23 protein-coding genes are annotated in these 19,130 nt (G+C 61.3%); 8 read left to right on the forward strand and 15 right to left on the reverse strand.

The window, feature by feature from the left end:
* Positions 1-90 precede the first annotated feature (90 nt).
* The 3 genes from LLJ08_RS14970 (at position 91) to cmoB (ending at position 2,268) form a co-directional block, all read left to right on the forward strand.
* Entirely contained in the window at positions 91-492 is a 402-nt protein-coding gene (locus LLJ08_RS14970; RefSeq protein ID WP_041014715.1) for a protease inhibitor I42 family protein, read from the forward strand.
* Between the two features lie 73 nt (positions 493-565).
* Entirely contained in the window at positions 566-1,309 is a 744-nt protein-coding gene (gene cmoA, locus LLJ08_RS14975; protein ID WP_228207373.1) for a carboxy-S-adenosyl-L-methionine synthase CmoA, read from the forward strand.
* Entirely contained in the window at positions 1,306-2,268 is a 963-nt protein-coding gene (cmoB, locus tag LLJ08_RS14980; RefSeq protein ID WP_228207374.1) for a tRNA 5-methoxyuridine(34)/uridine 5-oxyacetic acid(34) synthase CmoB, read from the forward strand. The genes cmoA and cmoB overlap by 4 nt, the downstream gene beginning before the upstream one ends.
* 15 nt (positions 2,269-2,283) lie before the next feature.
* Here cmoB and LLJ08_RS14985 read toward each other — a convergent pair whose 3' ends face one another.
* A complete protein-coding gene (locus LLJ08_RS14985; RefSeq protein ID WP_228207375.1) occupies positions 2,284-2,571 on the reverse strand; it encodes a hypothetical protein in 288 nt (95 codons plus the stop codon).
* Between the two features lie 132 nt (positions 2,572-2,703).
* Between LLJ08_RS14985 and LLJ08_RS14990 the strand changes: the two genes are divergently transcribed.
* Positions 2,704-3,657: a LysR substrate-binding domain-containing protein gene (locus LLJ08_RS14990; RefSeq protein ID WP_228207376.1), complete on the forward strand. Its 954-nt coding sequence runs from the start codon at positions 2,704-2,706 to the stop codon at positions 3,655-3,657.
* Positions 3,642-3,848, forward strand: a complete 207-nt coding sequence (locus LLJ08_RS14995) for a DUF2905 domain-containing protein (RefSeq protein WP_045665404.1) — start codon at positions 3,642-3,644, stop codon at positions 3,846-3,848. The genes LLJ08_RS14990 and LLJ08_RS14995 overlap by 16 nt, the downstream gene beginning before the upstream one ends.
* Positions 3,849-3,982: 134 nt before the next feature.
* Here the strand turns inward: LLJ08_RS14995 and pdxJ are convergent, their stop codons facing one another.
* The 12 genes from pdxJ to rpoE form a co-directional block, all read right to left on the reverse strand.
* Entirely contained in the window at positions 3,983-4,729 is a 747-nt protein-coding gene (pdxJ, locus tag LLJ08_RS15000) for a pyridoxine 5'-phosphate synthase (protein ID WP_228207377.1), read from the reverse strand.
* Positions 4,722-5,411, reverse strand: a complete 690-nt coding sequence (gene recO / locus LLJ08_RS15005; RefSeq protein WP_228207378.1) for a DNA repair protein RecO — start codon at positions 5,409-5,411, stop codon at positions 4,722-4,724. Before recO ends, pdxJ begins: the two co-directional genes overlap by 8 nt.
* 48 nt (positions 5,412-5,459) lie before the next feature.
* Positions 5,460-6,371 carry a GTPase Era gene (gene era, locus LLJ08_RS15010; protein WP_014819523.1) on the reverse strand — a complete coding sequence of 304 codons (912 nt, stop codon included), beginning with the start codon at positions 6,369-6,371 and terminating at the stop codon, positions 5,460-5,462.
* On the reverse strand, positions 6,364-7,053 hold the full coding sequence (gene rnc, locus LLJ08_RS15015) for a ribonuclease III (protein ID WP_003302298.1): 690 nt from the start codon (positions 7,051-7,053) through the stop codon (positions 6,364-6,366). Before rnc ends, era begins: the two co-directional genes overlap by 8 nt.
* Positions 7,050-7,427 carry a DUF4845 domain-containing protein gene (locus LLJ08_RS15020; protein ID WP_041014721.1) on the reverse strand — a complete coding sequence of 126 codons (378 nt, stop codon included), beginning with the start codon at positions 7,425-7,427 and terminating at the stop codon, positions 7,050-7,052. The genes rnc and LLJ08_RS15020 overlap by 4 nt, the downstream gene beginning before the upstream one ends.
* A 92-nt stretch (positions 7,428-7,519) precedes the next feature.
* Positions 7,520-8,374, reverse strand: coding sequence for a signal peptidase I (gene lepB, locus LLJ08_RS15025; RefSeq protein WP_003293584.1), 855 nt, complete (start codon positions 8,372-8,374; stop codon positions 7,520-7,522).
* Position 8,375: 1 nt separating this feature from the next.
* On the reverse strand, positions 8,376-10,175 hold the full coding sequence (lepA, locus tag LLJ08_RS15030; RefSeq protein ID WP_003293585.1) for a translation elongation factor 4: 1,800 nt from the start codon (positions 10,173-10,175) through the stop codon (positions 8,376-8,378).
* A 189-nt stretch (positions 10,176-10,364) separates the two neighbouring features.
* The gene (locus LLJ08_RS15035) at positions 10,365-11,780 is read right to left on the reverse strand and encodes a DegQ family serine endoprotease (protein ID WP_014819520.1); all 1,416 of its coding nucleotides are present in this window, start codon (positions 11,778-11,780) and stop codon (positions 10,365-10,367) included.
* Between the two features lie 35 nt (positions 11,781-11,815).
* Entirely contained in the window at positions 11,816-12,268 is a 453-nt protein-coding gene (locus LLJ08_RS15040; RefSeq protein WP_014819519.1) for a SoxR reducing system RseC family protein, read from the reverse strand.
* A complete protein-coding gene (locus tag LLJ08_RS15045) occupies positions 12,265-13,209 on the reverse strand; it encodes a MucB/RseB C-terminal domain-containing protein (RefSeq protein ID WP_228207379.1) in 945 nt (314 codons plus the stop codon). Before LLJ08_RS15045 ends, LLJ08_RS15040 begins: the two co-directional genes overlap by 4 nt.
* A gap of 8 nt (positions 13,210-13,217) precedes the next feature.
* On the reverse strand, positions 13,218-13,805 hold the full coding sequence (locus LLJ08_RS15050; RefSeq protein WP_023443963.1) for a sigma-E factor negative regulatory protein: 588 nt from the start codon (positions 13,803-13,805) through the stop codon (positions 13,218-13,220).
* 31 nt (positions 13,806-13,836) lie between these two features.
* Entirely contained in the window at positions 13,837-14,418 is a 582-nt protein-coding gene (gene rpoE / locus LLJ08_RS15055) for an RNA polymerase sigma factor RpoE/AlgU (protein ID WP_003282114.1), read from the reverse strand.
* A gap of 349 nt (positions 14,419-14,767) precedes the next feature.
* Here rpoE and nadB point away from each other — a divergent pair, with 349 nt between their 5' ends.
* Positions 14,768-16,384 carry an L-aspartate oxidase gene (nadB, locus tag LLJ08_RS15060; protein WP_042926723.1) on the forward strand — a complete coding sequence of 539 codons (1,617 nt, stop codon included), beginning with the start codon at positions 14,768-14,770 and terminating at the stop codon, positions 16,382-16,384.
* Here the strand turns inward: nadB and LLJ08_RS15065 are convergent.
* Both LLJ08_RS15065 and LLJ08_RS15070 read right to left on the reverse strand, forming a co-directional pair.
* Positions 16,353-16,808: a protein YgfX gene (locus LLJ08_RS15065; RefSeq protein WP_228207380.1), complete on the reverse strand. Its 456-nt coding sequence runs from the start codon at positions 16,806-16,808 to the stop codon at positions 16,353-16,355. The genes nadB and LLJ08_RS15065 overlap by 32 nt on opposite strands.
* The gene (locus LLJ08_RS15070) at positions 16,792-17,046 is read right to left on the reverse strand and encodes an FAD assembly factor SdhE (protein WP_014819515.1); all 255 of its coding nucleotides are present in this window, start codon (positions 17,044-17,046) and stop codon (positions 16,792-16,794) included. The genes LLJ08_RS15065 and LLJ08_RS15070 overlap by 17 nt, the downstream gene beginning before the upstream one ends.
* Before the next feature lie 147 nt (positions 17,047-17,193).
* Between LLJ08_RS15070 and ygfZ the strand changes: the two genes are divergently transcribed.
* Both ygfZ and LLJ08_RS15080 read left to right on the forward strand, forming a co-directional pair.
* Entirely contained in the window at positions 17,194-18,141 is a 948-nt protein-coding gene (ygfZ, locus tag LLJ08_RS15075; protein ID WP_228207381.1) for a CAF17-like 4Fe-4S cluster assembly/insertion protein YgfZ, read from the forward strand.
* 110 nt (positions 18,142-18,251) lie between these two features.
* Positions 18,252-19,088, forward strand: a complete 837-nt coding sequence (locus tag LLJ08_RS15080; protein ID WP_014819513.1) for an HDOD domain-containing protein — start codon at positions 18,252-18,254, stop codon at positions 19,086-19,088.
* Positions 19,089-19,130: the final 42 nt, after the last annotated feature.

The raw sequence follows: 19,130 nt of genomic DNA on the forward strand, positions 1-19,130 counted from the left end.
CCACCCCCGGACCGGCGCAGACGGAGTACCCGCCTGCGACCAGGCTCTTTTGGGCTATCCTTCCCAACTCAATTCCGACCGGTGCCGATCATGCCTTTCGACATCCCTCGTCTGTTGCTGCCCGCCAGCTTCGCCCTGCTCACCGCCTGCGCAAGCAACGACAAGACGCCCTCGAGCGTCGTGCTCAGCGACGACAACCGCTGCCCGCAAACACTGCAGAGCGGCCAGCAACTCATCGTCAGCCTGCCGAGCAACCCTGCGACGGGCTATCGCTGGATTCTGCACGAAGCCGCCGCGGAGCAATTGCACAGCCTCGGCCCCGAAGTGTTCAGCAATCCGAAAGGCGACATGATCGGCGGGGATGGCCTGTCGACCTGGCGCTTCGAGGCACAGGAGCCAGGCAGCGGCAGGCTGTACCTCACCTATCAACGCCCGTGGGAGGTCGACGCCGAGCCTGCGGGCATGTTCGATTGCCGGATCGAGGTGCGCTGAGTCGGGCAGAGCCCGCGGCGAGCGTGGTTTCGGCTACAATGCCGCCCCGTTTTCACACACGCCGCCCGACACCGTGAGCCACGATCTCGACCGTCTGTTCGCCCAGCCCCTGCCCAGCATTCAGGACTTCGTCTTCAACGAGGACGTGGTGCGGGTGTTTCCCGACATGATCAAGCGCTCTGTGCCCGGTTACCCGACCATCGTCGAGAACATCGGCGTGATCGCCGCTCAGTTCGCACAGCCGCATACTCATCTGTATGACCTGGGCTGCTCGCTGGGCGCGGTGACCCAGGCCTTGCGTCGTCACGTGACTGCCGACAACTGCCAGGTCGTCGCCGTGGATAACTCCGCGGCAATGGTCAAGCGCTGCCGCGAATACCTCCACGGGCAGGACTCGATGTTTCAGGAACTGCTGCCGGTCGACGTCATCGAGGGCGACATCCTGGCTCTGCAGTTCCAGCCCAGCTCGCTGGTGGCGCTGAACTTCACCCTGCAGTTCATCGCACCGGAACAGCGCCCGGCCCTGCTCAGCCGCATTCGCCAGGCGCTGGTGCCCGGTGGCGCGCTGATCCTGTCGGAAAAACTGCGCTTCGAGGATGAAGACGAGCAACAGTTGCTGACCGACCTGCACATCGCCTTCAAGCGCGCCAATGGCTACAGCGAACTGGAAATCGCCCAGAAGCGCAGCGCCATCGAAAACGTGATGAAGCCCGACAGCCTGGAAACCCATCGCCAACGGCTACTGGATGCCGGCTTTTCCAAGGTCGTGCCCTGGTTCCAGTGCCTGAACTTCGCCTCGCTGATCGCCCTGCCATGAACCTCGACCTGACTCCCCTCGCCTGGCGCCTGGCCGGCACCCCGCTGGCCGCATGGGCCAACGGCGTTCAGCAGCAGCTGGACACCAAACTCGCGGTTGGTCACGGTGATCTGCCGCGCTGGCGGCGTGCCGTCGATGCGCTGCCTGCGCTGGCGCCCGTGCAGGTCGAACTGCGTGACAGCTTCCGCCTCGACGCGACCTGTGACGACGCCACGCGCCAGGCCACCCAAGATGCGCTGATGGGGCTCTCGCCATGGCGCAAGGGTCCGTTCGACGTGTTCGGCGTGCATGTCGATACCGAGTGGCGCTCGGACTGGAAGTGGGACCGGGTCGCGCCGCACCTGAATCTGGCCGGCAAACGCATCCTCGACGTCGGTTGCGGCAACGGCTACTACATGTGGCGCATGCTCGGTGCTGGCGCCGACAGCGTGGTCGGGGTCGACCCGAACTGGCTGTTCTTCTGCCAGTTCCATGCGATGAAGCGCTACCTGCAGGAGCTGCCGGTCTGGCATCTGCCGTTCGCACTGGAAGAACTGCCGGGTAGGCTCGAAGGCTTCGAGACGGTGTTTTCCATGGGCGTGCTCTACCATCGCCGCTCGCCGGTCGACCACCTGCTCGACCTCAAGGACTGCCTGGTACGCGGCGGCGAACTGGTGCTAGAGACCCTGGTGGTGGAAGGCGACGAAAACACCGCACTGGTGCCGGAAGACCGCTATGCGCAGATGCGCAACGTCTGGTTCTTGCCCTCGGTGAAGGCGCTGGAATGCTGGTTGCGCCGCGCCGGCTTTGTCGACGTGCGCTGCGTGGATGTCAGCGTGACCAGCATTGAGGAACAGCGCAGCACCGAGTGGATGCGCTTCCAGTCGTTGCCCGACTTCCTCGACCCGCAAGACCACGGCAAAACGGTCGAAGGCCTGCCGGCCCCCATGCGCGCCGTGCTCCTCGCCCGCAAGCCCTGACAGTAGGTTGGCCGCTCAACGAGCGGCCCGGGCAGCGCTGGGGCGCTTGCGTCGCTGCGCTACCAATTGACGCAATGGTGTATTAGCCATCTCCCCGAGACGGCGCCGATCCAGATCGCGCGACGCCAGCTGCCGATCATCCAGCTTCAACAACTGCCGATACAGGCGTCGCTGCCGCCAGGCGCGAAACCAGTCATGCAGGCTGCGCTGCAGATCCAGCGGCCACATGGCCGGCATGTAGAAGTCCGGCAACTGCGGCTCGGATTGTTGTCGTACACGCGTATCGCGTCGTTCACCAGGCATGCTCACCTCCGCTTCGCTCGCGGTGGCCACGGGCTGTGGCGCCACCGGTTGCCTACAGGATGAGCGGGCATCAGTCGTTCAAACAAACGACTAATATGAAAGCCTGTGTTCAGAAAAACTGAAGCCTCTCTTATGTCCGAGCCGCTTGAGCAATCCACTATCCCTTCGACGCCCCTGCTGGAAAGCGATGTCCTGCGCACCTTCGTTGCTATTGCCGAAAGCGGCAGTTTCACTCGCGCCGCGGGACAGATCTATCGCAGTACCTCGGCGGTCAGCATGCAGATCAAGCGTCTGGAAGAGACTCTTGGGCGCTCCCTGTTCGTCCGCGAGGCGCGGCAGGTGCGCCTGACACCGGCAGGCGAGACGCTGCTCGGCTATGCCCGACGCCTGCTCAAGCTCAACGAAGAAGCCATTGCGCACTTCCTCCAGCCAGCGCTGCAGGGTCGCGTGCGCTTCGGAACGCCGGCGGATGTCGGGACGCGCATTCTGCCCGGCCTGCTGGCGTTGTTCGCCCGCAGCCATCCCGGAGTCGAAGTGGATGTGTCGGTCGCGCGTAGCATCGATATGATCGAGCGCATCGACGCAGGCGAACTGGACCTCGCCCTGGTCACCGTCGGCAACCTCGGCCAGGACGATTCGCGGGGCGAGCCGATTCATAGCGAACCGCTGGTCTGGGCCGGTCGCACCGGTGGTGTCGCCGCGCTGCGCACGCCGCTGCCGCTGGCGCTGGCCAGCCCCGATTGCGCCTGGCGGCGACAGGCACTGGATGCCCTCGACCGCATCGGCCGCAGCTACCGAGTGGCCTACTCCAGCGAACAGACTTCGGGACAGGAGGCCGCGATGATTGCCGATCTCGCCATCGCGCCCTATCCATCAAGCCTGATTCGCCCGCCCCTGCAGCGTCTCGATGGGCAGTATGGGTTGCCACAACTGGGCGAGTATCAGATCAAGCTGCTCCGTGGCAGCAATCGCAGCGAAGCCGTTGAGGTGCTGGCCGCACAGGTGATCGCCGCCTTTGTCGAATACCGCACACGACCGGCCAAGCGATTGGAGCGAAACGAGGAGATCAAATGGCACGCTGGTTGATCGTGGCGGGCGCTGCGCTGCTACTGCTCGGCATCGCCTGGCACTACTTCCCATGGCTGCTGAACTGGTTCGGTCGATTGCCCGGCGACATCCGCATCCAGTCCGAACGCAGCCGGGTGTTCATCCCGATCACCTCAATGGTGATCCTCAGCGTGGTGTTGACCGTACTGATCAACCTGCTGCGCCGCTGAGGGCTCTGCAGGTGGAATACGGCGCCCCGCACTAGCGTAGGAGCCGGGCTTGCCAGCGGATGACACCCGGCGCTACCTCACCAATCGGAGTCTGCCCGCCGCGTGTCATCGCGGCTGAAACACTCCCGATTCTTTCAGCCCCGCGCCGCCGCACTCAGGATCAGATGCTTCATTTCCTTGACCGCCTGCTTGAAGCCGACGAACAGCGCATGGGCAACGATGGCATGGCCGATATTCAGCTCGTTGACGCCTCGGATCGCCGCGATCGCTTCGGCGTTGTGGTAATGCAGGCCATGGCCTGCGTTGACGATCAGGCCGTGACTCAGACCGGCCTCGACACCGTCGCGAATGCGCGCGAGCTCGCAGGCCCGCTCGGCAACGCCGTGGCCATCGGCGTAGCGCCCGGTGTGCAACTCGATAGCCGGTGCGCCGACACGTGCGGCCGCCTCGATCTGCCGCCGGTCGGCATCGATGAACAGTGAGACTTCCGCACCGCAGCCACGTAGACGCTCGACGGCCTCACGAATGCGTGCTTCCTGCCCGAGCACGTCCAGCCCACCCTCGGTAGTCAGCTCCTGACGCGTTTCCGGGACCAGGCACACGTGCTCCGGACACAGCTGCTCGGCGAATGCGAGCATCGCCTCGGTGACCCCCATCTCGAAGTTCATCCGCGTCTGTAGCGCGTCCTTCATCATCAGCACATCGCGTTCCTGGATATGCCGGCGATCCTCGCGCAGGTGCACGGTGATGCCATCGGCGCCGGCCTCTTCCGCATCCAGCGCAGCCTTGACCGGGTCCGGATAGCGGGTGCCGCGGGCCTGACGCAGTGTGGCGACGTGGTCGACATTGACGCCGAGCAGAATTCGATTGGCTTCAGTCACGCGGGGCCTCCTTCAGATTCATGAACAATTCGCGGCTGACCAGCGGTCGACCGCCCAGATGGGGAGCCAGGGCCTGGCGCATCAGCCGCTTGGCCGCGGCCAGCGACCCCGGAACCTGCCAATCGGCCTCGGCCATGGCCAATAGTTCCGCGCCGTTGAACAGCCCCGGCTGAAATCCCGCGACCGGCTCCAGGCCGGCGTCGGGCTGCAGGTGATAGAGCCGCTGCGGGTCAATCGGCTGACCAGCGATGTCCACATCGAGGGCAAAACCATAGCCCAACTCGCTGAGTAGCCGCCATTCGAAGGCACGCAGCAGCGGCTCCAGCGGCCGATGTGCGGCCAGGGCCGGCAGTGTCGCGACGTAATGATCGAACAGCGCGGGGTGCGCGTCTTCGGCAGGCAGCAGGCGAATCAGCAATTCGTTGAGGTACATGCCGCTGAACAGCGCCTGGCCATCGAGCCAGTGCGCAGGGCCGGCGCTTTCGAGACGGGAAACGGTCTTCAGCTCGGACTTGCCGCGCAGCTCGACTTCCAGCGATACGAAGGGGCGGATCAGACTGCCGGCCTTACCACGCGCGGCACGCATGACGGCACTCAGCCGGCCCTGCGGGGTGAACAGGTCGACCAGCGCGCTGCTTTCCTTGTACGGGCGACTGTGCAGAACGAACGCAGGTTGGTGCATGGCAGCCCAGAAGGTGCGCGATGCGCACCATTGATTGCGGGTCGGCGCTTACTGGTAACCCAGCGAATGCAGCGCACGCTCATCGTCGGACCAGCCACCCTTCACCTTGACCCACAGGTGCAGCATGACCTTGGAATCGAACAGCACTTCCATATCCTTGCGCGCTTCCTGGCCGATACGTTTGATGCGCTCGCCCTTGTCGCCGATGATGATCTTCTTCTGCCCGTCACGCTCGACGAGAATCAGCGCATGGATGTGCAACACGCGGCCTTCCTGCTTGAAGTCCTCGATCTCCACGGTGATCTGGTAAGGCACCTCGGCGCCAAGCTGTCGCATGATCTTCTCGCGCACCAGCTCGGCGGCGAGGAAACGACTGCTGCGATCGGTGATCTGGTCCTCCGGGAAGAAGTGCTCACTCTCGGGCAGACGATCGGCGACCAGTTTTTCCAGCGTTTCCAGGTTCTGTCCGTGCTGCGCCGAAATCGGCACGATCTCCGCGTTCGGCAGCTGCTCGGCCAGCCAGCGCAGATGCGGCAACAGCTCGGCCTTGTCCTCGACACGGTCGGTCTTGTTGACCGCAACGATCAACGGTCCGGTAACGTACTGCACCCGCTCGAGCACGGCCTGGTCTTCGTCGGTCCAGCGGGTGCGGTCGACGACGAAGATCACCACGTCGACATCCTTCAATGCCGAGGCAGCAGTGCGGTTCATGTAGCGGTTGAGCGCCGTCTCGCCATTCTTGTGCAGCCCCGGCGTGTCCACATAGACGGCCTGAACGCTGCCCTCGGTCTTGATGCCGAGCATGTTATGCCGCGTCGTCTGCGGCTTGCGCGAGGTGATCGCCAGCTTCTGGCCAAGGATGTGGTTGAGCAGCGTCGACTTGCCGACGTTCGGCCGGCCGACGATCGCCACGTAACCGCAACGGCTGACGTCCTCGGATTGCAGCTGTTCGTCAGTCATGTCCGTTCTCCACGCCCAAGGCGATCAATGCGGCTGCAGCGGCAACCTGTTCGGCAATTCGGCGGCTAGCGCCCTGCCCGTGGGTTTTCTCGTTCAGCAAAGCAACCTGACATTCGACGAAGAAGGTGCGGCAATGCGGTTCGCCTTGAATATCCACCACCTCGTAACGCGGCAGCTCACAGGCACGCGATTGCAGAAATTCCTGCAGCCGGGTCTTCGGGTCCTTGTTGGTATCGACCAGCGTCAGGCCTTGCAGCTCGTTGGCCAACCAGGCGACGACCCGCTCGCGAGCAACATCCATGCCCGCGTCCAGATAAATGGCACCGATCAGCGCTTCGAGGGTGTCGGCCAGGATAGATTCGCGGCGGTAACCGCCGCTCTTGAGCTCACCGGAGCCGAGGCGCAAATATTCGCCGAGCTCGAATCCACGCGCCAGCACCGCCAGCGTCTCGCCCTTGACCAGACGGGCGCGCAGACGCGACAGCTGCCCCTCACGGGCTTGCGGAAAATGATTGAACAGCGCCTCACCGGCAACGAAATTGAGAATGGCGTCGCCGAGAAACTCCAGACGCTCGTTGTTGCGTCCGGCATAGCTACGATGGGTCAGGGCCAGGAGCATCAGCTCCTGATCCTTGAATTGATAACCGAGCCTGCGCTCGAGACGGGCTAACGAAGTGCTCACGGCATCCTTAGGCGATATTCTTTATCGAAGTTCGCCACCAGATCGAGATTGCGGATCAGCGGCTCGCGTTTTTCGTATTTCAGGTGCGCCCTGAATTCGTTGTTCTGGATCTCGACCTTCAGCGCTTCCTTCAGGTCGATGTTCTGGATGCCGTTTACCTGCATCCCCTTGCTGACATGACTATAGAACTCCCCGACGCTCTGAATCTCAAGCGCTTCGTCGGTTTCCACGGACTGGATGATCTTGTCCATGGACATGTAATCGAAGTAATGCGGGAACATTTTAAATCCCGTGCTGGCCACAAACGCCACGATTGCCAGGACCATGATCCAGCTCAGCATGGACAGCCCTTTTTGCGAACGCGCAAAACTCATGTCGACCTCTATGTCGTTACGATACCCACCGATCGGGGCAGGACAAATATAGCGAGCCCGGTTCGCTCAGCGACGGCCGCAATTCACAGCTTTCAGTGAATCAGGCCCACGCGGGAGAAATTCGGCAGATTGCTGAGCTTCGGATCAGGCCAGCTCATCCAGACGGCGAACGCCTTGCCGACGATGTTACGGTCCGGGACCATGCCAGCCAGCTCCGCGGGAATCGACTCGTCCTGCCAATAGCGGCTGTCATTCGAGTTATCGCGATTATCGCCCATCATGAAGTAGTGCTCAGCCGGCACGGTCCACTGACGGCTCGGCTCGATGCGATAGCGGCCCATTTCCTTGCGAATCAGGTGCTCCATCTCGCCCAGCTTTTCCCGATACAGCACGGCGCTGCCCAAGCTGCCCGGCTCCTCGCCGACCAGTGTCTCGGCAACCGGCTGATCGTTGATGAACAGCCGACGATCGCTGCTGTAGCGCACGGTGTCGCCAGGCAGGCCGACGACCCGCTTGATGTAGTTGATGCTCGGTTGATTCGGATAGCGGAACACCATGACGTCGCCACGCTTCGGGTCGCTGACTTCGATCACCTTGGTATCCACTACCGGCAGGCGGATGCCATAGGCGAACTTGTTCACCAGAATGAAATCGCCAACTTCCAACGTGGGGATCATCGAGCCGGAGGGAATCTGGAACGGCTCGACCAGGAACGAGCGCAGCACCAGCACGATGGCCAGCACCGGGAAGAACGACTTGCCGTACTCGATCAGCACCGGCTCCTTGTTCAACGCCTCAAGGGTCGATGGATCGATTTCCCCGGTGCGCCCTTCGTAGTTGGCGATCGCAGCCCGGCGGCGGGGGGCGAAGAACAACAGGTCGCTCAGCGCCAACAGGCCGCAGACAGCCACGGCGATAACCAGCAACAACGGGAAATTGATCGACATATCAGCTGTCCACCTTCAGCACGGCGAGGAACGCTTCCTGCGGGATTTCGACGTTGCCTACCTGCTTCATGCGCTTCTTACCGGCTTTCTGCTTTTCCAGCAGCTTGCGCTTACGGCTCACATCGCCGCCGTAGCATTTGGCCAGAACGTTCTTGCGCAAGGCCTTGACCGTACTGCGGGCAACGATCTGGCCGCCGATGGCCGCCTGAATCGCCACATCGAACATCTGACGCGGGATAAGCTCCTTCATCTTCTCGACTAGGATGCGGCCCTTGTAGTGGGCATTGTCGCGGTGGACGATCAGTGCCAACGCGTCGACCTTATCGCCGTTGATGAGGATATCCAGGCGCGTCAGGTTAGCCGACTGGAAGCATTCGAAGCTGTAGTCCAGCGAGGCGTAACCGCGGCTGCACGATTTCAAGCGATCGAAGAAGTCCAGCACCACCTCGCTCATCGGCAGGTCGTAACGCACCTGCACCTGACTGCCGAGGAACTGCAGGTCGCGCTGCACGCCGCGCTTCTCGATGCACAGCGTGATGACGTTGCCCAGGTGTTCCTGGGGCACGAGGATGTTGGCGCGCACGATCGGCTCGCGCATGTCCTCGACGGAGGACATGTCGGGCAGCTTCGAAGGGCTGTCGACGTAGATGGTGTCGCCGTTCTTCAACAGCAACTCGTAAACAACCGTCGGCGCGGTGGTGATCAGATCCAGGTCGTACTCGCGCTCGAGGCGCTCCTGAATGATCTCCATATGCAGCATGCCGAGGAAGCCGATACGGAAGCCGAAGCCCAACGCGTCGGAGCTTTCCGGTTCGTATTGCAACGCGGCATCGTTGAGGGTCAGCTTCTGCAGCGCTTCGCGAAAATCCTCGAAGTCGTCCGAACTGACCGGGAACAGACCGGCATAGACCTGCGGCTTGACGCGTTTGAAACCGGGCAACATCTCCACGTCCGGCGTGCTCGACAGTGTCAGCGTGTCGCCCACCGGAGCGCCGAGAATGTCCTTGATGCCGGCGATGATGAAGCCCACTTCGCCAGCCTTGAGGTCTGCCGTGGCGGTGTGCTTGGGGTTGAACACGCCGACACTGTCCACCTGATGAACCTTGCCGGTGGATTTCACCAGCACCTTGTCGCCCTTCTTGATACGACCGTGGCGAACCCGTACCAGCGATACGACGCCCAGATAGTTGTCGAACCATGAGTCGATGATCAACGCCTGCAACGGCGCCTCGACATCGCCGGTCGGCGGCGGGATCACGGCGACCAGGCGCTCGAGCACCTCGTCCACGCCCATGCCGCTCTTGGCACTGCAGGCCACCGCGTCGGTCGCATCGATGCCGATGATGTGCTCGATCTCTTCCTTGACCTTGTCCGGATCGGCCTGTGGCAGGTCCATCTTGTTCAGCACCGGCATCACTTCCAGGCCCTGCTCGATCGCCGTGTAGCAGTTGGCTACCGATTGCGCCTCGACGCCCTGGCCAGCATCGACTACCAGCAGCGCACCCTCGCACGCGGCCAGCGAGCGACTGACTTCATAGGTGAAGTCGACGTGGCCGGGCGTATCGATGAAATTCAACTGGTAGGTCTTGCCATCGCGCGCGGTGTAATAAAGCGTGACGCTGTGGGCTTTGATGGTGATGCCGCGCTCGCGCTCGAGATCCATCGAATCCAGCACCTGGGCTTCCATTTCACGCTCGGTCAGACCACCACACATCTGGATAAAACGGTCTGCCAGGGTCGACTTGCCGTGATCGATATGGGCGATGATGGAAAAATTGCGGATATGACTCAGGTCACTCACAGCTCAACACTCGGAATAGTCGCGGGCCGATTGCCCGCCGAAAATAGCCGCGAAGTGTAACTGATCAACCCTTGCAGTGCCACGCACAAGCCATCCGCAGCTGATGAGCAACGCAACGGACGTGCTGTTACGTCTTGAAAATGAAAAAGGGCGGTAATAACCGCCCTTCCACATTCACCAGCCAGCGTCTTATTCAGCGAGCTTGAAAGTAATGAAACTCGCACGCCCCTGACGCAGAACTCGCATCGAAACGGATCGATTCTTCGGCAATTGCTCAGCCACTCGAGCAAATGTTGCCGCCGAATTGATCGCCTGATTATTCAGATGGGTGATGACATCGCCCGGGCGCAGCCCAATCATCGCAGCCGGCCCGTTGAGAATCTCAGTGATCACCACACCGCCCGGTAAATCCAGGCTCTTCTTCTGCTCATCGGTCAGCTCAGTGACTTTAACACCCAAGCGGTTATCGCTGCGTTCCTGGCCGCCACCAGAGGCTGCCACGGCTTCGCCCTCTTCCGGCATGGCGCCGATCTTGACGTCGAGCATCTTGCGATCACCGTCGCGAACCACTTCCATTCGTGCGGTGCTGCCGGGCTTGAGTGCTCCGACCAGATGAGGCAGATCAGCAGACATGACAATCGGCTTGTCGTTGAGGCTCAGAATCACATCACCGACACGCAGACCACCGCGCGCTGCCGGACCGCCATCCATAACCTGAGCCACCAGGGCGCCCGCTGGACGCTCAAGACCAAAGGACTCAGCCAGGTCCTTGTTGACTTCCTGGATCACCACGCCAAGCCAGCCCCGACTCACCTTGCCTTCGGTTCGCAGCTGATTGGCAACATCCATTGCCACATCGATCGGAATGGCGAAGGACAGCCCCATGAAGCCACCGGAGCGCGTGAATATCTGCGAGTTGATGCCAATCACCTCACCGTCGAGGTTAAACAGCGGACCACCGGAATTGCCTGGGTTGATTGCCACGTCGGTCTGAATGAACGGCACATAGCTCTCATTGGGCAAGCTGCGGCCAGTCGCACTGACAATACCGGCGGTCACCGTATGATCGAAACCAAACGGCGAGCCAATGGCGAGCACCCACTCCCCTGCTTTCAGCTCATCAGAACGGCCAATCTTGACGGTCGGTAGTCCCTTGCCCTCGACCTTCAGCACCGCCACGTCGGAGCGCGGATCGGCACCGATAAGCTTGGCTTCCAGCTCGCTTCGATCCGGCAGACGAACGATGATTTCGTCGGCATCGGCGACCACGTGATTGTTGGTCAGGACATAACCGTCTTCGGAAATGATGAAACCCGAACCGAGCGACTGCGCTTCACGCTGCTGGCCGCGACCCGGGGCGCCCGGCATCTGCGGGATGCTGTGTTCGAAGAACTCGCGAAAAATCGGCGGCAGCCCTTCGAGTTCCGGCATCTGCGCAGTCGCACCGCGGCTCTGCACCTTCTGCTTGGTGCTGATATTGACTACCGCTGGCGAGGCACTTTCGACCAGCGGCGTGAAATCAGGCAATTCCGCCTGGGCAACGACAGCATGGCCCAGCAATGCCAGGCCCGCCACGAAGGCGAAGCAGCTGTTTCGATTGAACATGACTACAAGTCTCCCCACTGACAAAACAAGGAAGCTCAGGGACTCGCAGGCCCCGCGAGCATGGCGCGCAAAACCACTGGCTGCAGATTCGGGTCAGCTGCGGTACGGCGGCTTCGCATACGCACGAATAGCCAGGAAATGAAGAAGCCCCCGAGACCTGCCAGAATAACGATCGGCTCACGCGTCGACAGCTGAGCGGCCAGCGAAGCGGCCGCCATCAGTACGATAAGAGGGAGAAGATAGACAAGGACGGCACCGCGCAGCAACACGTCCTCGCGGATGCCCACAACGACACCGTCACCGACTTGCAGGTGGAGATCGCAGAGCGCTCTGATGAGGCCGCGCTGTTCGCGAACACCGAGGGTATCCATCAAGCCTTGGCCACAGCCACTCTTCGCGGAACAGCCAGAGCAGGTAGTCTTGCGCCGAGTCTCGACCCATACAGCGCCGACATCCAGCGCGACTACCCGCCCAGGCTCTTCGATCATCGTTGTGCCTGTTCCGAACTGGCTCGCATGGACAGGGCAACCCGCTCAGCCGTACCAAGTGGAATCTCGCCCACCACGGTCACCATGACATCGCCATCCGCAGTACTGATGCGCTTAGAGACCGCGACGGTAGGCCCCATCTGGCTTCGCGCGTCCTCAACCAAGGCGCCGCGCAGCGGCTCCAGAAACACGGAAAACTTCGCCAGGCCATCACCGTAGGACAACCAGGAAACAGTTTCGGAAGAGGCGGGACTAGGTCGTTCGTTGGCGTCCAGAAGCGTGAAGCCGGAAGGCAACCAGTCGGAGCGCCAGGGTGATGTTGGATTCGCCTCGCGCCGGTTCACGGTCACTGGATTGCAATCAGCGCCGGGCTTCAGTTGCTCGGCAGATAAACTGCCAGCCGTGAACTGGGTGAATTGGAAACGCTCGAGCAGCTGCCCTTTCTCGTTCAGCATCAGCGACTTGAGGGGCAATGCGGTATCTTGGTCGAGATGCAGTTCGAAGCCGTAACGGTGCTGGTCCTTCGGCACGACAGCCAGCGCCACGGCGGGGCGGCCAGCAACTCGTGAATCCCCGATCTCACGGAATTCGTACCACTCGGAGAGTGCTTTCGGATCGAGACGCTGCCCGTGCCAGGCTTGCGCTTCACGCACTTGCGCCGCGAGGTCATCGGTAGCGCATTGCATCTGACCATTTACCAGCAGAACTTCAGCCGGAGCTCCGTCAAGCTGAAGCAATCGCTCCTGCACTTGACCTTCTTCGACTTGCTGCCAAACGGCATGACTGGAAAAGCTGCCATTGCGTTCGTAGACGAACGTACCGGTATAACTCTGTTTCTGCTCTGCCGCCGCAAGTCGCTCCATCCAGGACCCGGCATCAGCAGCAAGGGCCGGCATCGATAGCCAGCCCCCCATCACCACATACAGCGGTAATACGCGCATGTTTCTCCCTAACGTTCTTCCATGCTGGCCGCGCGAGCGTAAGGCAGCGCGCTCTCCGATCCATTACCAAAGGCAGCTTGCTGGGCATGCTGGCGAACATATGAAGGCAGACGCTCTTCGTGCCAGCGCTCTACCGGAGCGCCATCTGCCGCTGCCTGTGCAGGCGCTTCGGTTCGCTCACTGTAACCAGCCAGAACCGCCGGCCCTTGACTGGTCTGCGGAACCGAAATACTTGGTTGCGGAGCCTGCTGCGCTAGCTGCGGACCAGCAACCTCATTCTGATTGTACAGACGTACACCGGCCAGAACAGCGACTGTAACCGAAGCAGCCACTGCCAGCCGGCCGAGGCCTTTCCATCCGTTACGTTGCGCCTTGACCGGCGCGGCCTCATCAGCCAACGCAGCCGATACCGCAGAAGCGATATCCAGGCGCGGCTCGATCAACTCCTTGTGCATGGCGGCACGGGCAAGTTGATAACGCGACCAGGTAGCACGTAGCTCCGGGTTGTCGCCTGCGAGCATGCGACGTAATTCCAACTCGTCCGCTTCGTTATCCATCACCGCGGACAGCGATTCATGCAGGGCTTCACGACTCATGGCGGTTCCTCTCTTGGCTGTCGCCGCTGTCTCAGGATTCATGCAACAAGGGTTGCAATGCTTTATCTATGGCTTCACGTGCCCGGAAGATCCGGGAACGCACTGTGCCCACCGGACACTGCATGACGCTCGCAATGTCTTCATAACTAAGACCATCAAATTCACGCAGTGTTAGAGCCGTACGCAAATCTTCTGGCAAAAGTTGAATGGTTCGATGAACGGTATCTTCAATCTCATCCCTGAGCAGCGAGCGTTCCGGTGACTCGATGTCCTTGAGCGCATGATCGCCCTCATAGAACTCGGCATCCTCGGAACTCACATCACTATCTGGCGGGCGTCTGCCGCGCGCCACCAGATGATTCTTCGCCGTATTGATGGCGATGCGGTACAGCCAAGTGTAGAAAGCGCTGTCACCGCGAAAATTGGCGAGTGCGCGGTAGGCTTTGATAAAAGCCTCTTGGGCAACATCCTGAGCTTCATGAGAGTCATGCACGAACCGCACGATCAACCCAAGGATCTTGTGCTGGTATTTCATTACCAGCAGATCAAACGCCCGCTTGTCACCACGCTGCACTCGTTCAACCAGCTGCTGGTCCTGCTCCTGAGTCAACATGAACGCTCCTCCTCGGTAGCGGAGTAGCGTCGCTCACACCAGCGAACCGACCTGCCAGAATAGACCCGGGCTTTACGCAAAAGTTCTCCCCCCTCCTAGCAAGCTATCCTGCAATACCTGACGGCGATTGCACCACAGCGTTGCGCCATTGCTGACGACGCCGTCCTGGTGTCCATAGCAAACTCGCACCGCCCATTCACGATGGCCAGCTGGTTTGCATTCATAACTGCCTATTGAGCCACCCCGCGAAGGAAAAGTTCCCTTCGTTAGAAGACAAACACACAGTCGCCTATTTTGGCGCTACATCCCGTCTATATACTAGGGCTCGTTTTTCCCGCCGGAATTGGACATGAACCAGGTTCTACGATACGACGTGCTGGTCATCGGCAGCGGTGCCGCCGGCTTGACCTTGGCACTCAACCTGCCGACCGATCTTCGCATCGCCGTTCTCAGCAAGGGCGATCTCTCCAACGGCTCCACCTACTGGGCCCAAGGTGGCGTCGCCGCAGTACTGGATACGACCGACACCGTAGAGTCACATGTCGCCGACACCCTCATCGCCGGAGGAGGGCTGTGCCGCGAAGACGCCGTCCGTTTCACGGTCGAGCACAGCAACGAGGCCATCCAGTGGCTGATCGAGCAAGGGGTGCCCTTCACGCGGGACAATGCCCCGGATCGCGAAGACGGCAGTTTCGAATTTCACCTGACCCGCGAGGGCGGCCATAGCCATCGGCGCATCATTCACGCAGCCGACGCCACTGGCGCAGCCATTTTCAACACGCTGCTTGGCCAGGCCAGAAAGCAGAGCAATATCGAGCTTCTACAGCAGCGCGTTGCAGTCGACCTAATCACCGAACACAAACTCGGGCTGCCGGGCAGACGCTGCCTGGGCGCCTATGTGCTCAATCGCAGCACCGGCGAGGTCGAAACCTTCCAGTCACGATTCGTCGTACTGGCTACCGGCGGCGCGGCCAAGGTTTACCTGTACACCAGCAACCCGGACAGCGCGTGCGGCGATGGCATTGCGATGGCCTGGCGAGCGGGCTGCCGCGTCGGCAATCTGGAATTCAACCAGTTCCACCCTACCTGCCTCTATCACCCGCAAGCGAAGAGCTTTCTGGTGACCGAAGCCCTGCGCGGGGAAGGTGCCTTGCTCAAGCTGCCTAACGGCGAGCGTTTCATGCCGCGTTTCGATGCCAGGGAAGAACTCGCCCCGCGCGATATCGTCGCACGCGCAATCGACCACGAAATGAAGCGACTAGGCATCGACTGCGTCTACCTCGATATCAGCCACAAGCCTGCCGAGTTCATCAAAAGCCACTTCCCCACCGTCTACGAGCGCTGCCTGGAATACGGCATCGACATCACCAGCCAGCCGATTCCGGTGGTACCCGCAGCGCACTACACCTGCGGCGGCGTAGTCGTGGATCAGGCTGGACGCACCGACATCCCCGGCCTCTACGCCATCGGCGAGACCAGTTTCACAGGCCTGCACGGCGCGAACCGCATGGCCAGCAACTCGCTGCTCGAATGCTTCGTCTACGGACGGGCGGCCGCTCAGGACATCCTGCGCGAACTGCCCCAAGTCACCAACGCAGCAACGTTACCTGCATGGGACGCCAGCCAGGTGACCGACTCCGACGAAGACGTGATCATCGCGCACAACTGGGACGAGCTGCGGCGCTTCATGTGGGACTACGTCGGCATCGTTCGCACCAACAAACGGCTGATGCGCGCGCAGCACCGGGTGCGCCTGCTGCTGAGCGAGATCGACGAGTTCTACAGCAACTACAAGGTCAGTCGTGACTTGCTCGAACTACGCAATCTGGCGCTGGTTGCAGACCTGATGATTCGCTCGGCCATGCTGCGCAAGGAGAGCCGAGGACTGCACTACACCCTCGACTACCCGGAGCTGCTGCCGCAGGCGGTCGACACTATTCTGGCGCCGCCCACCTACGTCGACTGAACTTGAGCCGCACCCGCAGTCGACGATACTGCTCTCGCGGTAGTGCGTCGCGGGGCACGCAGATGCTGCCAGCTAACCGCCGGCCCGGCACGCGAAAACGCAGCACGACTATCAGTGGCAGCGCCAGGCTGTCAGGCAGCAACTGAACTGCCTGCCATCCCTGCCGCTCGCTCCACAGGTGCCAGCCCGCAGCATCGTGGCGCAGGCCAGACCAGGCATCCCGACTGGACAGTAGAATCCCGCGCGGCAACACCCACAGCGCGTGGGCCAGACAAAACAGAAGCGCTATCAGCTGCAACCATAGCGGCGCAGCCGACAGCACGATGGCGGCCAGGGCGAGCGCCTGAACCCCTAGATAGAGTGTCAACAACCAGCTGGACGGCTGCCAGCGACACTCGAATGATTGATTACTTGGGCTGGACACGATCGAGGATCATGCGAACCATGCGCCGCAGGTCCTCATCCTCGGGCTCGCCGCGCTGCATGAACCAGCCGAACATGTCCTGATCCTCGCAACTCAGCAGCTTGCGATAGCGGTGCTGATCTTCCTCATCGAGACCTGGATAGACCTCCTTGACGAAAGGCACCAGCAACACATCCAGCTCCAACATGCCGCGACGGCTTTGCCAAAACAGACGATTGAGTTCGGATTGCTCAGCCATACATCGGCTCCTTTTGAGAAGGCGCGCATTATAGCGGCTGCACCGAACTCATCAGTCGCTTTTTTCGTCGAGCTGCAAACCCGTCATCACGCAACCGTTTCCGCCGGGCTGCTATGATGCCCACCCGGATTCTGACGACGACCAATCATGACCGACACTGCTTATTTTTGCGTTCTGTCGCATGAAGGCGTCCTTGCCGTACGCGGCCCGGATGCCAGCAAGTTTCTCCAGGGTCAGCTGACCTGCAACCTCAGCTACCTCACTGCCGAGACATCCAGTCTGGGCGCACGCTGCACGCCCAAGGGGCGCATGCAGTCGAGTTTCCGCATCGTGCTGGATGGCGACGGTTACCTGCTGGCAATGGCCAGTGAGCTGCTGCAACTGCAACAAGCCGATCTGAACAAATACGCCGTATTTTCCAAGTCCCGCCTGAACGACGAGAGCGCCGACTGGTGCCGATTCGGTCTTGCGGGCGGAGACGGCTCGCTGGTCAGCCTGGGCCTGGATCTGCCGCTGACCGCCGACAGTGTGGTGCGGAGCCACGGCATGATCGCGATCCGTCTGCAGGATGGCCGCGTCGAGCTCTGGACCCCAGGCGCCGACGCCGAGCAGGTCCGCACGCGCCTGGCCGCGCAGCTTCAGGAAGCGCCAGTCAATCGCTGGCTGCTGGACCAGGTTCGCGCCGGCATCGGCCAGGTATTCGGCAGCACTCGCGAGCTGTTCATCCCGCAGATGATCAATTTGCAGGCACTGGGCGGCGTGAGTTTCAAAAAGGGCTGCTATACCGGCCAGGAAATCGTCGCGCGCATGCAGTATCTGGGCAAACTCAAGCGCCGCCTGCAGCGCCTGTTGATCGACGGCAGACAGGACGAGCTGCCAGCTCCGGGCGTTGAGATTTTCTCGCCGGTGCATGGCTCCAGCGTCGGCGAGGTCGTGCTAGCCGCCAGTGACACCGACCGAATCGAGCTACTGGCCGTACTGCAGGAGGATGCCGCCGCTGACGGCCGCCTGTATCTGGGCTCCCCGGACGGATTGCCGATGAGTCTGCTCGAGCTTCCCTACAGCCTGAATGCGGATCTGGAAATTCAGCGCTAGTGCGAACCGGAGCCAGAAAGCAAATACCTGAGAGGCGCACCATGGACCACGGGCAAAGCACCCTGACCTGAAGCGCCCTAGCGACACTGACCGACACATAAAGGAATGACATGAGCACCCTTGCCGAGAAAGTCCAGCGCGATCTGACGCTCGCGATCGAGAACGATGAATTGGTTCTGCCTACCCTGCCGGAGGTGGCATTGCGCGTCCGCGAGGCGGCCGAGGACCCGGACATCAGCATTCCGGCACTGAGCAAGGTGATAGGCGCCGACGCAGCCCTCGCCGCACGCATCATCAAGGTGGTCAACAGCCCGCTGCTGCGTACCAGTCGCGAGATCGACGATCTGCAGATGGCGGTCAGCCGTCTCGGCATCAATTACACCTGCAACCTTGCCACAGGCCTGGCGATGGAGCAGATGTTCCAGGCGACCACCGATGTCGTCGATCGCAAGATGCGCGAGGTCTGGAACAAGAGCACCGAAGTCGCCGCCATCAGTCATGTGCTCTGCCGTCACTACACACGATTGATGCCTGATCAGGCGACCCTGGCCGGACTGGTCCATCAGATCGGCATATTGCCGATCCTGACCTACGCAGAAGAGCACAGTGCCCTGCTATCGGACTCGTTCAGCCTCAATCACGTCATCGACAAGATTCACCCGATGGTGGGTGAGAAAATCCTGCGCACCTGGGATTTCCCGGAGGCAATCGTGTCGGTGGCTGGTCAGTACACCGATTTCCAGCGCAATTCGGCCGCAGTCGATTATGTAGACGTGGTGCAAGTCGCCACCCTGCAGAGCTATATGGGCACCCAGCACCCTTACGCGCAGCTGGACTGGAGCGAGGTTCCCGCCTTCGCCAAGCTGGGGCTCGATCCGAGCGAACTGATGCAGGAGGACGAGGACCTGTCTGCCGCCATGGACGCAGCCATGAGCATGCTTCAGTAAGCACCGGACACCGTTCGCCCGAAAGCGAGGAACCGTCCCTAT

It is taken from the genome of Stutzerimonas chloritidismutans (assembly GCF_020783375.1).
Taxonomy (GTDB): domain Bacteria; phylum Pseudomonadota; class Gammaproteobacteria; order Pseudomonadales; family Pseudomonadaceae; genus Stutzerimonas; species Stutzerimonas kunmingensis.

Excerpts from the sequence above, each read along its gene's own strand:
- LLJ08_RS14970 (WP_041014715.1), top strand. The coding sequence starts at position 91 with ATGCCTTTCGACATCCCTCGTCTGTTGCTGCCCGCCAGCTTCGCCCTG.
- cmoB (WP_228207374.1), top strand. The coding sequence starts at position 1,306 with ATGAACCTCGACCTGACTCCCCTCGCCTGGCGCCTGGCCGGCACCCCG.
- LLJ08_RS14985 (WP_228207375.1), bottom strand. The coding sequence starts at position 2,571 with ATGCCTGGTGAACGACGCGATACGCGTGTACGACAACAATCCGAGCCG.
- LLJ08_RS14990 (WP_228207376.1), top strand. The coding sequence starts at position 2,704 with ATGTCCGAGCCGCTTGAGCAATCCACTATCCCTTCGACGCCCCTGCTG.
- LLJ08_RS14995 (WP_045665404.1), top strand. The coding sequence starts at position 3,642 with ATGGCACGCTGGTTGATCGTGGCGGGCGCTGCGCTGCTACTGCTCGGC.
- recO (WP_228207378.1), bottom strand. The coding sequence starts at position 5,411 with ATGCACCAACCTGCGTTCGTTCTGCACAGTCGCCCGTACAAGGAAAGC.
- era (WP_014819523.1), bottom strand. The coding sequence starts at position 6,371 with ATGACTGACGAACAGCTGCAATCCGAGGACGTCAGCCGTTGCGGTTAC.
- LLJ08_RS15020 (WP_041014721.1), bottom strand. The coding sequence starts at position 7,427 with ATGAGTTTTGCGCGTTCGCAAAAAGGGCTGTCCATGCTGAGCTGGATC.
- lepB (WP_003293584.1), bottom strand. The coding sequence starts at position 8,374 with ATGTCGATCAATTTCCCGTTGTTGCTGGTTATCGCCGTGGCTGTCTGC.
- LLJ08_RS15035 (WP_014819520.1), bottom strand. The coding sequence starts at position 11,780 with ATGTTCAATCGAAACAGCTGCTTCGCCTTCGTGGCGGGCCTGGCATTG.
- LLJ08_RS15040 (WP_014819519.1), bottom strand. The coding sequence starts at position 12,268 with ATGATCGAAGAGCCTGGGCGGGTAGTCGCGCTGGATGTCGGCGCTGTA.
- LLJ08_RS15045 (WP_228207379.1), bottom strand. The coding sequence starts at position 13,209 with ATGCGCGTATTACCGCTGTATGTGGTGATGGGGGGCTGGCTATCGATG.
- LLJ08_RS15050 (WP_023443963.1), bottom strand. The coding sequence starts at position 13,805 with ATGAGTCGTGAAGCCCTGCATGAATCGCTGTCCGCGGTGATGGATAAC.
- rpoE (WP_003282114.1), bottom strand. The coding sequence starts at position 14,418 with ATGTTGACTCAGGAGCAGGACCAGCAGCTGGTTGAACGAGTGCAGCGT.
- nadB (WP_042926723.1), top strand. The coding sequence starts at position 14,768 with ATGAACCAGGTTCTACGATACGACGTGCTGGTCATCGGCAGCGGTGCC.
- LLJ08_RS15070 (WP_014819515.1), bottom strand. The coding sequence starts at position 17,046 with ATGGCTGAGCAATCCGAACTCAATCGTCTGTTTTGGCAAAGCCGTCGC.
- ygfZ (WP_228207381.1), top strand. The coding sequence starts at position 17,194 with ATGACCGACACTGCTTATTTTTGCGTTCTGTCGCATGAAGGCGTCCTT.
- LLJ08_RS15080 (WP_014819513.1), top strand. The coding sequence starts at position 18,252 with ATGAGCACCCTTGCCGAGAAAGTCCAGCGCGATCTGACGCTCGCGATC.